General features: G+C 61.4%; 11 protein-coding genes. 2 read left to right on the top strand and 9 right to left on the bottom strand.

Annotation, left to right across the window (positions count from 1 at the left end; genetic code table 11):
- Nucleotides 1–57: 57 nt before the first annotated feature.
- The 3 genes from adh to RC54_RS09260 all read right to left on the bottom strand — a co-directional run bounded on the left by adh (nt 58) and on the right by RC54_RS09260 (nt 4,418).
- Nucleotides 58–1,578: an aldehyde dehydrogenase gene (gene adh / locus RC54_RS09270; RefSeq protein WP_017450799.1), complete on the bottom strand. Its 1,521-nt coding sequence runs from the start codon at nt 1,576–1,578 to the stop codon at nt 58–60.
- Nucleotides 1,579–1,850: 272 nt separating this feature from the next.
- A complete protein-coding gene (locus tag RC54_RS09265; RefSeq protein ID WP_017450798.1) occupies nt 1,851–2,189 on the bottom strand; it encodes a P-II family nitrogen regulator in 339 nt (112 codons plus the stop codon).
- A 171-nt stretch (nt 2,190–2,360) separates the two neighbouring features.
- Complete coding sequence (locus RC54_RS09260) at nt 2,361–4,418, bottom strand: NAD(+) synthase (RefSeq protein WP_061788767.1); 2,058 nt, start codon at nt 4,416–4,418, stop codon at nt 2,361–2,363.
- Nucleotides 4,419–4,539: 121 nt separating this feature from the next.
- On the opposite strand from RC54_RS09260, the gene RC54_RS09255 reads away from it, so the two are divergent.
- The gene (locus RC54_RS09255) at nt 4,540–5,682 is read left to right on the top strand and encodes a GNAT family N-acetyltransferase (RefSeq protein WP_174526054.1); all 1,143 of its coding nucleotides are present in this window, start codon (nt 4,540–4,542) and stop codon (nt 5,680–5,682) included.
- A gap of 328 nt (nt 5,683–6,010) precedes the next feature.
- Here RC54_RS09255 and RC54_RS09250 read toward each other — a convergent pair whose 3' ends face one another.
- Nucleotides 6,011–7,045, bottom strand: coding sequence for an extracellular solute-binding protein (locus RC54_RS09250; RefSeq protein ID WP_058895112.1), 1,035 nt, complete (start codon nt 7,043–7,045; stop codon nt 6,011–6,013).
- 310 nt (nt 7,046–7,355) lie between these two features.
- Nucleotides 7,356–8,813, bottom strand: a complete 1,458-nt coding sequence (locus RC54_RS09245) for a Ppx/GppA phosphatase family protein (protein WP_058895111.1) — start codon at nt 8,811–8,813, stop codon at nt 7,356–7,358.
- A gap of 187 nt (nt 8,814–9,000) precedes the next feature.
- Between RC54_RS09245 and RC54_RS09240 the strand changes: the two genes are divergently transcribed.
- Complete coding sequence (locus RC54_RS09240; RefSeq protein WP_061788766.1) at nt 9,001–9,765, top strand: SAM-dependent methyltransferase; 765 nt, start codon at nt 9,001–9,003, stop codon at nt 9,763–9,765.
- Between the two features lie 75 nt (nt 9,766–9,840).
- On the opposite strand, the gene RC54_RS09235 is transcribed toward RC54_RS09240, so the two are convergent.
- The 4 genes from RC54_RS09235 to RC54_RS09220 form a co-directional block, all read right to left on the bottom strand.
- On the bottom strand, nt 9,841–10,887 hold the full coding sequence (locus RC54_RS09235; RefSeq protein ID WP_058895109.1) for a S49 family peptidase: 1,047 nt from the start codon (nt 10,885–10,887) through the stop codon (nt 9,841–9,843).
- 47 nt (nt 10,888–10,934) lie between these two features.
- Nucleotides 10,935–11,309 carry a Rieske (2Fe-2S) protein gene (locus RC54_RS09230; protein ID WP_058895108.1) on the bottom strand — a complete coding sequence of 125 codons (375 nt, stop codon included), beginning with the start codon at nt 11,307–11,309 and terminating at the stop codon, nt 10,935–10,937.
- A gap of 11 nt (nt 11,310–11,320) precedes the next feature.
- Nucleotides 11,321–11,980 (bottom strand): HAD-IIIA family hydrolase, encoded by a 660-nt coding sequence (locus RC54_RS09225; protein WP_061788765.1) that lies wholly within the window; start codon nt 11,978–11,980, stop codon nt 11,321–11,323.
- 123 nt (nt 11,981–12,103) lie between these two features.
- Nucleotides 12,104–13,171: an RluA family pseudouridine synthase gene (locus tag RC54_RS09220; RefSeq protein WP_061788764.1), complete on the bottom strand. Its 1,068-nt coding sequence runs from the start codon at nt 13,169–13,171 to the stop codon at nt 12,104–12,106.
- Nucleotides 13,172–13,455: the final 284 nt, after the last annotated feature.

The following is a 13,455-nucleotide window of genomic DNA, read 5'->3' as shown; positions in this document are numbered from 1 at the left end:
CGGCGCCTAAGCTGCCTTGCTACAAGAAGACAAGGAGTCAAACAGAAGATCAAGCGATCAGAAGAAGCCCAGCGCCTTGGGGCTGTAGCTGACCAGCAGGTTCTTGGTCTGCTGGTAGTGGTCCAGCATCATCTTGTGGTTTTCGCGACCGATGCCGGATTGCTTGTAGCCACCGAAGGCAGCGTGCGCCGGATACAGGTGATAGCAGTTGGTCCACACCCGACCGGCCTGGATCTCGCGACCCATGCGGAAGGCACGGGTACCATCGCGGGTCCACAGGCCCGCACCCAGACCGTACAGGGTGTCGTTGGCGATGGCCAGCGCTTCTTCCTCATCCTTGAAGGTGGTCACCGAGACCACCGGGCCAAAGATTTCTTCCTGGAAGATGCGCATCTTGTTATTGCCCTGGAACACGGTCGGCTTGACGTAGTAGCCCGAGGCCAGGTCACCGCCCAGTTCTTCGCGTCCACCGCCGGCCAGCACCTTGGCACCTTCCTGCTTGCCGATGTCGATGTAGGACAGGATCTTTTCCAGTTGCTCCTGCGAGGCTTGCGCGCCGATCATGGTGCTCTTGTCCAGCGGGTTACCCTGCTTGATGGCGGCCACGCGTTTCAGGGCGCGCTCGATGAAGCGCTCGTAGATCGATTCCTGCACCAGCACGCGCGAGGGGCAGGTGCAGACTTCGCCCTGGTTCAACGCGAACATGGCGAAACCTTCCAGGGCCTTGTCGAAGAAGGCATCGTCCTTGTCCAGCACATCGGCAAAGAAGATGTTGGGCGACTTGCCACCCAGCTCCAGGGTCACCGGGATCAGGTTCTGCGAGGCATATTGCATGATCAGGCGACCAGTGGTGGTCTCGCCGGTGAAGGCGATCTTGGCGATACGCTTGTTGGAAGCCAGCGGCTTGCCGGCTTCCACGCCGAAGCCCTGCACGATGTTGAGCACGCCCGGGGGCAGCAGGTCGGCGATCAGTTCGACCAGCACCATGATGGAGGCCGGAGTCTGCTCGGCCGGCTTCAAGACCACGCAGTTGCCCGCGGCCAGGGCCGGGGCCAGCTTCCACACCGCCATCAGGATCGGGAAGTTCCAGGGGATGATCTGGCCGACCACGCCCAGCGGTTCATGGAAGTGGTAGGCATAGGTGTCGTCGTCGATGGGGCAGATGCTGCCTTCCTGGGTACGCACGGCGGCGGCGAAATAGCGGAAGTGGTCGATGGCCAGCGGAATGTCGGCGGCCATGGTTTCGCGGATGGGCTTGCCGTTATCGAGGGTTTCGGCGGTGGCCAGCAGTTCCAGATTGGCCTCCATGCGGTCGGCGATCTTCAACAGCAGGTTGGCGCGTTCGGTCGGCGAGGTCTTGCCCCAGGCCTTCTTGGCGGCATGGGCGGCGTCCAGCGCCAGTTCCACGTCTTCGGCGCTGGAACGGGCCACTTCACAGAAGGCGCGTCCGATCACCGGGCTGATGTTCTCGAAGTATTCCCCCTTGACCGGCGGCACGAATTTACCACCGATGAAGTTGTCGTAACGTTGCTTGAAAGGGTCACGTACACCGAGTTTGCTGATGTCTGCCAGGTTCATGTCGTCTCCGTTGGTTATGGTTGAAATCCCGCCCACGATCATGGCCGTGTCGGGCGTTCGGACAACAAGATGGCAAATCGCGTGCCAGCCCGCAAACGCCCGGCTGGCGCGGCCCCTGGCATGGTGCCATTGTCACGCTGTGTCAATCTGGCGCAGCCTGGGACAGTGCCGGGCAACAGCTTGCAACAGGTCGGCGATGGGCTTTTTATCGAAGGGACGTAAAAAAACCGGCCAGCGGCCGGTTTGCTCTGACGCAGAGACGGGAGACGGGATCAGACAGCATCCGGGCCGGTCTCGCCGGTACGGATACGGATCACCTGCTCCACTTCCTGCACGAAGATCTTGCCGTCGCCGATCTTGCCGGTGCGGGCGGCCTTGATGATGGCATCCACCGCCTGCTCCACAACATTGTCATCGATCACCACTTCGATCTTGACCTTGGGCAGGAAGTCGACCACGTATTCGGCGCCGCGATAGAGTTCGGTATGGCCCTTCTGACGACCGAAGCCCTTCACTTCGGTGACCGTCAGGCCCGTGACGCCGACTTCAGCGAGGGATTCACGCACCTCGTCCAGCTTGAACGGTTTGATGATGGCGGTCACTTGTTTCATGGCAATTCCTCTCTTGGTATGTCGTAAAGAAACGATCTGTTGAATAGCGGATAAAGCATTTGTTGTTATTTTACTGGCAGGGCCGTGGTCACCCTGCCCACTTGCACATTGTCAATCAGGCGTGCGCAGCTTTCAACCTTCTTGGGCAAGCGCGGCCATAAAAAGCCGGATTCACGCCTCCTGGTCGGGGATACGCTCCAGATCCTGCAGCCAGACGGTGGCCTCGCCATCGCTGGGCGCCCGCCAATCCCCACGCGGCGAGAGCGAGCCGCCGGTACCGACCTTGGGCGCATTGGGCACGCAGGAACGCTTGAACTGGCTGGTCTTGAAGAAGCGATAGACGAAGATGCCCAGGTTTTTCTTGATCTGCGGCAAGCTGTACTGGTTGCGCGCACCATGCAGCCCCTCCGGCCAGTGGCCGACATTGCGGTCCTGCCAGGCGCTGTGGGCCAGGAAGGCCACCTTGGCCGGGGTGAAGCCGTAGCGCAGGATGTAGTACAGGTTGAAGTCCTGCAATTCGTAGGGGCCGATGAAGTCCTGGGTACGCTGCCCCGGCTCGCCCTCGGACGCGCCCGGCACCAGTTCCGGGCTGATCTCGGTTTCCAGGATATGGATCAGCACTTCCGGCTGTTTCAGCTCCAGCGAACCCGATTCGGCCACCCAGCGCACCAGGTGGGTGATCAGGGTCTTGGGCACGCTGGCATTGACGTTGTAGTGCGACATGTGATCGCCCACGCCATAGGTACACCAGCCCAGCGCCAGCTCGGAGAGGTCGCCGGTGCCGATGACGATGGCGCCATGATGGTTGGCCAGGCGGAACAGGTGATTGGTGCGCTCGCCGGCCTGCACGTTCTCGAAGGTGATGTCATAGACGGGCTCGCCGCGCGAATACGAGTGCCCCAGATCCCTCAACATCTGTTCGCAGCTGGGGCGGATATCGATTTCCTGCGCCGCGCAACCGACCTGCGCCATCAACTGATGCGCCTGCACCAGCGTGCGGCTGCTGGTGGCAAAGCCTGGCATGGTATAGGCCAGGATATTGGTGCGCGGCAGGCCCAGCTTGTCCATGGCCTTGGCGCAGACCAGCAGCGCATGGGTGGAATCGAGCCCGCCGGACACCCCGATGACCACCTTCTTCAACCCCGACGACGACAGCCGCTGCACCAGCGCCTGCACCTGGATGTTGTAAACCTCGCGGCAGCGCAGCTCGCGCTGCTCGGCATTGGCCGGGACATAGGGGAAGCGCGCCACCCGGCGTTGCAGCGGCAGCACCTGCTCCTGCGGGACTTGCACCTCGAAGGCGACCACCTCGAAACGCCGCACCTCTTCCGCATGACGCCGCACCGACTGACCGAAGGTGGTCTGGTGGAAGCGTTCCCGCGAGAGGCGCTCCAGGTCGATATCGGCATAGATCACGTGGCCGCCTTCGGCGAAGCGCTCGGACTCGGCCAGCAGCTCGCCGTTCTCGCAGATCAGAGCCTGGCCATCCCAGGCCAGGTCGGTGGTGGATTCGCCATTGCCGGCCGAGGAATACAGGTAAGCGGCCAGACAGCGCGCCGATTGCTGCGACACCAGTTGATGCCGGTACCCCGACTTGCCCACCACGATATTGGAGGCCGACAGATTCACCAGCACCGTGGCGCCGGCCAGCGCCGCGAAGGACGACGGCGGGATCGGTACCCACACGTCTTCGCAGATCTCGATATGGAAACGGAAGTCGGCAATATTGGCGATTTCGAACAGCAGATGGCTGCCGAAGCCCACCTCCTGCCCCAGCAGACGCACGCGCCGGGTGACGGCGCAATCGGCGCTGCTGAACTGGCGCGCTTCGTAGAATTCGCTGTAGTTGGGCAGGTAGCTCTTGGGCACCACGCCCAGGATGCGACCGCAATGCAGCACCACGGCGCAGTTGTAAAGCTGGTGATCGACCTTCAACGGCAGCCCCACGATGAGCGCGGCCGGAATGCGCAGCGAAGCTTCCAGCACCGCCTGCAAGGCCTGCAAGGAAGCATCAAGCAAGGCGCGTTGCTGGAACAGGTCTTCGCAGCTATAGGCCGACAGGCCCAGTTCGGGGAAAGACACCAGGGCCGCGCCACGGGCGGCGGCCTGTTCGGCCAGGGCGATGGTGCGCTGAGCGTTGAAACCGGGATCGGCGACCTTGCACTCCGGCACGGCCACGGCGACGCGGGCAAAACCGTGGTGATAGAGATTGAAGAAGGGGCTGGGCATAGGATGTTCTCGCACTCCGTGCGCATCGCCGTGGCGGCGACGCAGTCTGTTCATTTTGCGTAGAATGCCTGTTCCAGCGTGGCCGTGGGCCACGCCATCTAACGCAGGTCACTCGCAGTCCATGGATTATCGCACGCGAATCGTTTCTTCTCTGACCGAGATCGGCCAGCAGCGCTGGGATGCGCTGGTAGCGGCCCAGGCCGAAGGCAATCCCTTCCTGTCCTACGCCTTCCTGCACGCCCTGCACGAAAGCGGCGCGGCCAGTGCCGATACCGGCTGGGAGCCGCACTACCTGACGCTATGGCAAGCCGAGTCGCTGGTGGCGGCCTTGCCGCTGTACCGCAAGTTCCATTCCTATGGCGAATACGTATTCGACTGGGCCTGGGCCGAAGCCTACCAGCGTCACGGCGTGGACTACTACCCCAAACTGCTCTCGGCGATTCCCTTCACGCCCGTGCGCGGCGCGCGCCTGATGGCCGTCGACGACACCGCGCGCGGCGCGCTGGTGGCCGCACTACGGGCGCTGCAGGAGCGAAATGAAGTTTCCTCCACCCATATCCTCTATCCCCCGCCGGAACAGGCGCAGCAACTGGCTGACGCCGGTTTCCTGCTGCGCAGCGGAGTGCAGTTCCATTGGCGCAATGAAGGGTATGGCAGTTTTTCGGAATTCGTCGACACGCTGGACCGCAAGAAGCGCAAGAACATCCTGGCCGAGCGCCGCAAGGTGGCCGAGCAAGGCGTGCACTTCGTCTGGCTGCGCGGGGCCGAGATCACCGAGGCGCACTGGCGTTTCTTCAATCGCTGCTATCGCCACACCTATGCGGCGCACTATTCGACGCCCTACCTGAACCTGGATTTCTTCGGCCGCATCGGTGACACCATGCCGCAGCACCTGCTGCTGACGGTGGCCCTGCGCGGCGAGGAGCCGATTGCTTCTTCGCTCACCGTGCATGACGACGACACGCTCTATGGCCGTTACTGGGGCGCGCTGGAACACGTGCCCTGCCTGCATTTCGAGACCGCGTATTACCAGCCGCTGGAATTCTGCATCGCCGAGAAGATCACCTGGTTCGAAGGCGGCGCCCAGGGCGAACACAAGATGGCGCGCGGCTTCCTGCCGCAGAAGACCTGGTCGGCGCACTGGCTGGCGCATCCGGGGTTCTATGATGCGGTGGAACATTTCCTGGCGCGGGAAGGGGGCGGGATCGATGGCTATATCTCGGAACTGAACGAACGCAATCCCTTCCGTGATCCGCCGCGCTGAAGATGTGTAAAAAAGTCGGCCTGCGTATCGCAAGGATCGACCTCATTAAAAACAAATGATTTAAATTATTTAAATATTTTTAATTATTTACAACCAACAGTGGGTTACCCCACGCTTACCAGAATTTCAGCAGGCCATTTTGGTTTGTCTTTGATGTGAATATGAGCGAAAAATTTGCATTCTTCTCCTGTTCAGTTCATCGGCTCTTCGCATTTCCGAAGGGCAGCGGCTCGCGCCCCAGCGCGTCGAATGAGAATGAAAAGACGTAAAAAAGCCGGTCCGTGCATCACACGGACCGGCCTTCACACAAGGATATGAATGATTCTATTTATTTATAGCCAACCCGATCCAACATCTGCAACACCTTCTGCTGGTTGGCCCCGACCGCGCCCACGTTGATGACTTCGGCCTTGAACGGGCCCATCTTCACCAGCGCCGGGTTGTCAGTCTTCACGCTCTTGACGGCGGGCCATTCATTGTTGCCTTCGGCGAAGTAACGCTGGGCCGAATCGCTGGCCAGGTATTCCAGGAACTGCACCGCCTCGGCCTTGTGCGGGGCGTGCTTGGCCACGCCGCCACCGGCGATGTTGACGTGTGCGCCATAGGTCTTCTGGTTGGGCCAGACGATGCCGACCTTTTCCATCAGGGCCACGTCTTCCGGCTTGCTGGAACGCAGCAGGCGCGCCACGTAGTAGGAGTTGGAAATGGCCACGCCGCACTCACCCGAACCGACCGCCTTGATCTGGTCGGTGTCGCCCCCCACCGGTTGACGCGCCTGGTTGGCGACCATGCCCTTCAAGATGGCTTCGGTCTTGGCCGCGCCGTCATGTTCCAGCAGCGCGCCGAACAGCGAGACGTTGTAGGGGTGCGAGCCGCTGCGGGTGCATAGCTTGCCCTTGTTCTTGGGGTCGCCCAGGGCTTCGTAGGTGTCCACGTCTTCCGGCTTGACGCTGGCCTTGTTGTAGACGATCACGCGGGCACGGGTGGAGAAGCCGAACCACTGCGTGCCTTCACTGCCCTCCTTGCTGTGCAGATTAGCGGGAATGCGCTCATCGAGCAGCTTGGACTTGACCGGCTGGAACAAGCCCTCGCTCTGCGCCTTCCACAGGCGCGCCGCATCCACCAACAGGATCACGTCGGCCGGGCTGGACGCGCCTTCGCTCTTCAAGCGCGCCAGGATGCCGGCATCATCACCATCGACACGGTTGATCTTGATGCCGGTGGTCTTGGTGAAATCGGCGTAGAGCGCTTCATCGGTCTGGTAGTGACGTGCCGAGTAGAGATTCAACACTTTTTCCTGCGCGAAGCTGGAAGCGGCAATGGCAGCCAGCATGGCGCCGAGGGCGAGTTGACGGGGGAACATGGACCATCCTTTTCAAAAAGAGTGAACGACCGCCGTGGCGAAACGGGGTTTTCTTTTTGGCGCGGAAGGCGGTCCGAGGGACTGGGCTGTCGCAGTGGGCGATCTCGGGATCGCCTCGTTGTGGCTCATGGCTGAGCGGTTCATTGACCGCTGGCGACTATAGCACAAATAAGAAGCATTATCATCTTCCTCACCGTGCCCCCCCCATGAATCACAACCTGAACGGCAAAACGCCCTCGCCGGCAGGTGCGCGGCAAGGGCGTTGTTCAGGCAGGGATGAAGACAGATGTCAGAGCTCTGAGATCTGAGCTCAAATGACTTTGACCGCGAAGTCCACGCCGATGCCGGCCCACCATTCCTGCTCCTTCTGGAACCAGAAGGAAATGCTGGGATGCTCCTTGATGTAGTCGCGCCGGATTTCCAGGTCGACCCGGGTCTTGAACTTGACGCGCACCTTGTCCAGGTCCAGCGTGATATGCGCATGACGGAACATCACCGCCAGTCGCAATGCCAGCACAGCCTTGGCGAAATCGACATCGGCCAGCATCTCGCTGATCTTCTTGAGGTTGCCCTTCTGCCCCAGGATCAGGGTACTCATCAGGCGTTGCTCGCGGGTGGTGAAACCCGGCAGGTCGGCATTGGCGATCATGTAGGCCGAATGCTTGTGGTAACCGGTGGGCGAGACCACCAGGCCGGTCTCATGCAGCAGCGCACTCCAGTGGAGATAGCGGGCATAGGAATCGGTGGCCGGCTTCAACAGTTGGAAGAAACCCAGCGCCGTATCGGCCACGCCGTGAGCGCGGGCTGCATCGATGTGGAAGCGGCGTGCGAATTCTTCCACCGAACGGTCGCGGCGGTCGGCCTTGGTGGCGCGCAACTGCAAGTCCCACATCACGCCCATGCGCAAGCCGGCTTCCACCGGGGTGATGACCTCGATGCCGAACTCCTGCATGAAACCGATGAGCACCGCCAGGCCACCCATGATGACGCCGGCGCGGTCGGGCTTCATGCCATCCAGCGCAATCTGGCTGACGTGGCCAAAATCGATCAGGCGCTGCATCAGATCGGCCAGGCTGGGCAGGCTGATGCGGCCGTCGCCCATGTTGTTGCGGCCGATGGTATCGGCAATGGCGCGCATGGTGCCCGAAGAACCATAGACATTGACGCTGGCGGCATCGAAGCTGAACAGATGCACCGCATCTTCCACGTGCGAGCGCGCCGAGATGATGGCGCGCTCGAAGGCTGCTGCCGTGATGGCGCCATCGGGGAAGAAGGCCAGGCTCTGGTTGACGGTGCCGATGCCGAAGGATTCGACATGGCGGATATGTTCACCCAGGCCGCGGATGACTTCGGTGGAACCGCCACCGATGTCGATGACCATGCGCTCTTCACCGGCATCGGCCAGCACGCCGGCCACGCCCATGTAGATCAGCCGGCCCTCTTCCTCACCGGAAATGATCTCGACCGGATAGCCGATGGCGCGCTCCAGTTCCGGCAGCAGGTCGGCGGCATTCTTGGCTACGCGCAAGGTATTGGTGGCCACCACCCGCACTGCGGTCAGCGGATAGTCGCGCAGGATGGCGCGAAAACGGGTGAGTGAATCGATGGCGCTCTGACAGGCCTGCTGCGTCAGGTTACCGCTCTTGTCGATACCCGCGGCCAGGCGGATGGGGTCACGCGCGCTCTTGATGACGCGGATGCTGTTGTCCTCGTACTTGCCGATGTGCAAGCGAAAACTGTTGGAGCCGAGATCTACCGCAGCAAACATGCATTTCCTTTCGCAACCGTGCTAGGCAATTGCTAAATAATTTAAACCGCACCTTGTCTCTATTCCCGACAAGATAATGGGCGCGCATTACACTTTGATGACAGCCTGCACCCTGTAGAATGGCGGCTCGATAACGCCGTGTTGCGTTGCACATATTATTTTATACAATTTATCCCATTTTCCTTCCATGCCCGGCATTCTTTACCTGGTTCCCAATACGCTGGGAAGCACCGAGCTCCCCACCGACACGGATGCTGCGCATCCGCTGGAGGCCATCATTCCGCGCCAAGTGCAGGCCATCGCCGCCCGCCTGGATTATTTCGTGGCCGAGAACGCCAAGACCACGCGCGCCTTCCTCAAACTGTTGGGCAGCAACACGCCGCTGACCAAGCCCATCCAGGAAATCCAGATCAGCGAGCTCAACGTCAACACGCCTGCAACCGCCCTGCCCGCCTTGCTGGCGCCGCTGCTGGCAGGTCGCGACGGTGGCCTGATCTCGGAAGCCGGGGTGCCGGCAGTGGCCGACCCGGGCGCCAACCTGGTGCGACTGGCGCATCAGCATGACATCCAGGTGCGGCCGCTGGTGGGGCCATCCTCGCTCTTGCTGGCGGTGATGGCCAGCGGATTGAATGGCCAGAGCTTCGCCTTCAACGGCTATCTGCCTACCGATGCTGAAGCACGCGCCAAGCGCATCCGCCAATTGGAAGATCGTTCCCGCAAGGAGAAGCAGACCCAGTTGCTGATCGAAACGCCTTATCGCAACGGCGCCATGCTGGAAGCACTGGCGCAGGCTTGCCAGCCAGGCACGCTGATCTGTGTGGCGACCGATCTGTCGCTGCCCAGCGAAAGCGTGCGCACCCAGACCGCGGCGCAATGGAAGGCGGCACTGGCGGCGCACAAGGCACCGGACTTCCACAAGAAGCCGACCGTGTTCCTGCTGCTGGCCGAATAAGCCCTCACCCCGCCATCAAGAAAAAAGGCCGATTGCATCAGCAACCGGCCTTTTGCATAGGAGCTGCGGAGTGTCTTAGCGCAACTGCGACAACGGAGCCGACATCATGGTCTTGGCAAAGCCGGCGCCGAAGGCTACGCCGAATTTCTTCAACACACGCTCGGAGAGGTTCTCGGTCTGGGTGTAATCGACCACGTCCTCGGCCTTGATGACATCACGCGCCACGCTATCGACGGTGCCGAAGCCATCGGCCAGACCCAGCTCGACCGCCTTGGAACCGGTCCACACCAGGCCCGAGAAGGTATCCGGGGTTTCCTTCAGACGCGTGCCACGGCCCTGGCGCACCACTTCGATGAACTGCTGGTGGATCTCTTCCAGCATCGACAGGGCGTATTCGCGCTGCTTGGGGCTCTGCGGGCTGAACGGGTCGAGGAAGCTCTTGTTCTCGCCCGCCGTGAGCAGACGACGTTCCACGCCCAGCTTGTCCATCAGGCCGGTGAAACCGAAGCCATCCATGAGCACGCCTACCGAACCGATCAGGCTGGCCTTGTTGACGAAGATCTTGTCGGCCGCCACCGCAATGTAATAGCCACCGGAAGCGCACATTTCTTCGACCACCACATAGATCGGCTTCTTGGGGTATTCCTTGCGCAGGCGGGTGATTTCATCGTTGATCATGCCGGCCTGCACCGGGCTGCCGCCGGGGCTGTTGATCTTGAGGATCACGCCCACCGAGTCGCTGGCGGCAAAGGCCTTGTCCAGCGCCGGGATCACCACCGCAGCCGAGCCCTGCCCTTCGGAATCGATCGCGCCCTTGATCTCAACCAAGGCGGTATGCGGGCCCAGCGGCTCGCTCTCGATCTTGTTGTAGGTGAAGGCCAGCCAGCCTCCCATGACGATCACCGCCAGGATGGCGATACGGAAGAAGATGCCCCAGCGACGGCGGGCGCGCTGTTCCTTGACCGCGAACAGGGCCAGCTTTTCCAGCACGTCGCGCTCCCAGCCGCTCTTCTTGTCCTCGCGCACGCTGGCGGGGATGGAAGACGGCGGCGGCGCAGAAGCGGGCGATGCGGAAGACTGGGGGGGCTGGGCTTGCTGGTTTTCAGATTCGTTGTTGCTCATAGGCTCACTCTAAGCAGCGCAGCAGTCTGCGCCGGTTTCCCCGAAGCTCATGCCTCGACGGGCTTGACGATGTCGTCTGGACGCCAGTAAATCTGGCCGTCCCGCTCCACCGCCATGATCTTACGCAAATGCGCACCGGTACAAGGACCGCCTACGCATTTTCCGGTATCGGGCGCATAAACGGCGCCATGTGTTGCGCACATGAGATACAGGCCGCTGGATTCAAAGAATTCTCCCTCGGCCCAATCCAGTTCGATGGGCACATGCGCGCAGCGATTCAGATAGCCATGCACCACCCCGCCATGGCGCACCACGAAGCCGGTCGTGGCCTCGCCATGCAATCGCACCGGGAAGCGCTTGCCCAGACCGCGCTCCAGGAGCTCGCTGGCGGGGCAGATGAAGATTTCTTCAGGTGTCGTCACGGCGGGCCACCTCAGGCGTGCTCATTGAGCCATTGATGCAGCTCGCGGATCGAGCGAGCTGAATAAAGTGGCGACAAAGTCTGCAACTGCTGCTGCGGATGCGCACCGAACTCCACTGCCACCCCCTTGGCGCCGGCATTGATGGCCATCTGCAGGTCGTGGGTGGTATCGCCGATCATCAGGGTGCGGTGCATGTCCTGGCCCAGTTCACGGGTCAGTTCCTGCAACATGGCCGGATGCGGTTTGGAAAAGGTTTCATCGGCGCAGCGGGTGGCATCGAACTTGGACAGCAGGCCAGTGGTATTCATGGCCCGGTTCAGCCCTACCCGGCTCTTGCCGGTGGCCACCGCCAGGAAATAGCCCTGCTGCGACAGGTCGGCCAGCATCTCGGGCACGCCCTCGAACAGTGTCAGATCCTTGTCCTGGCCCAGGTAGTGATGGCGATAACGTTCCACGATGCGCGGATAGTACTTCGGATCGACATCCGGGATGGCAGCTTGCATGGCATCCAGCAAGCCCAGGCCGATCACGTAGGAGGCCGCACTCTTGTCGGGAATGGGCAGGCCCAGGTCGCGCGCCGCCGCCTGGATGCAGCGCACGATGGTGGAGGTGCTGTCCATCAGGGTGCCGTCCCAGTCGAAGACGATCAGGTCGAATTGCTTTCTTGCCATGTATCGAACTCTTTCCGCTGGCATGTCCACACTGCTTGCCCGATGGGCAATTGGCAGATGGACATGCGATTGTGTTAATGCCGGGCAGAAAGTATCACATCCCGGCCCACTGCGTGCATCCCTTCACTCTTCGGTTCCGGCCAGCATGTTGTGCGGCAGCAGATCGCCCTCGGCGCCACCTTCCAGGCTGCGCAGAAAGCGCGCGCATTCCTCGGGCAGGCCGGCCTTCAAGGTCACTGTTTCGCCGCTTTCCGGGTGGCGGAAGCTGATGCGCCAGGCGTGCAGGAACATGCGCTTGAAGGCGATGCGGCTGCCATCGGCTTTCTGCAAGGCCTTGTTGAGGGTGAAGTCGCCGTACTTGTCGTCGCCGACGATGGGAAAACCGCTGGAAGACAGGTGTACCCGGATCTGATGGGTGCGACCGGTCTTCAGTTCAGCTTCCAGCAGGGCAAATTCACCGAAGCGGCGCAACAGCGAAAAGATCGTGTGCGAGGGCTGACCATCGGCCTGCACCCGCACGCGGCGCTCGCCATCGGGCGTGCTGTACTTGAAGAGCGGCAACTTCACATGCTGGCGGGCGTTCTTCCAGTCCCCCTGCACCAGCGTGAAATAGCGCTTGTCGGTGCTGCCCTCGCGCATCTGGTCGTGCAGGTTGGTCAAGGCCGAGCGCTTCTTGGCGATCAAGAGCACGCCTGAGGTATCACGGTCCAGCCGGTGCACCAGTTCCAGGAACTTGGCCTGGGGCCGCGCGGCGCGCAATTGTTCGATCACCCCATAGCTCACGCCCGAGCCACCGTGCACGGCCACGCCGGCCGGCTTGTCGATGACCAGAAGGTGACTATCTTCCAGCAGGATGCGGAATTCGGCACCGGGCACCACCTGCTCTTGCTTCTCTGCAACTCGTATTGGCGGCACGCGCACCACATCGCCTTCGACCAGGCGATAGGTCTGGTCGATGCGGCCCTTGTTGACGCGCACCTCGCCCGAGCGCAGGACACGGTAGATATGGCTCTTGGGAACGCCCTTGCAGACCCGCAGCAGGAAATTGTCAATCCGCTGTCCCGCCTCTTCGTCGGAAATGGTCAGCAACTGCACCTGGGGAAGGTTGTGCGAGGCTGTTGCGTTCCGGGAGGCGGGCGCAGCTGCGGCGCTTTCAGAAGCCCCCCTAGAAAATCTCGCTAAGTCCTTCATTTTGAATATATAATCGATTGACGCCGATCAAAAAACGGCGTCAGTAGAATAAAAAAGGAACATTCTACACAAGAGGAGACTTCGTCAGCCTCGCTCATTTGCAAAATAGACGAAGGGGGCCCCGAAAACCACGACGCGCGGCATCGCAGACGCAATAAAAGCGCTGCAACGGTTGACAATACAGCCGATCATGCCGCTTGCCTGGTCCACGTAAAGGCCTCGAAACGAGTACGCACCTTCCCTGCGCGAGTCCAGTTTGCACCGCAGTTGCAATCGGACAGCGC

The sequence above is a fragment of the Herbaspirillum rubrisubalbicans genome, assembly GCF_003719195.1.
Classification (GTDB): Bacteria; Pseudomonadota; Gammaproteobacteria; order Burkholderiales; family Burkholderiaceae_D; genus Herbaspirillum; species Herbaspirillum rubrisubalbicans.
The sequence above is the reverse complement of the archived record's forward strand: the minus strand, read 5'-3'. Positions and strand labels throughout refer to the sequence as shown.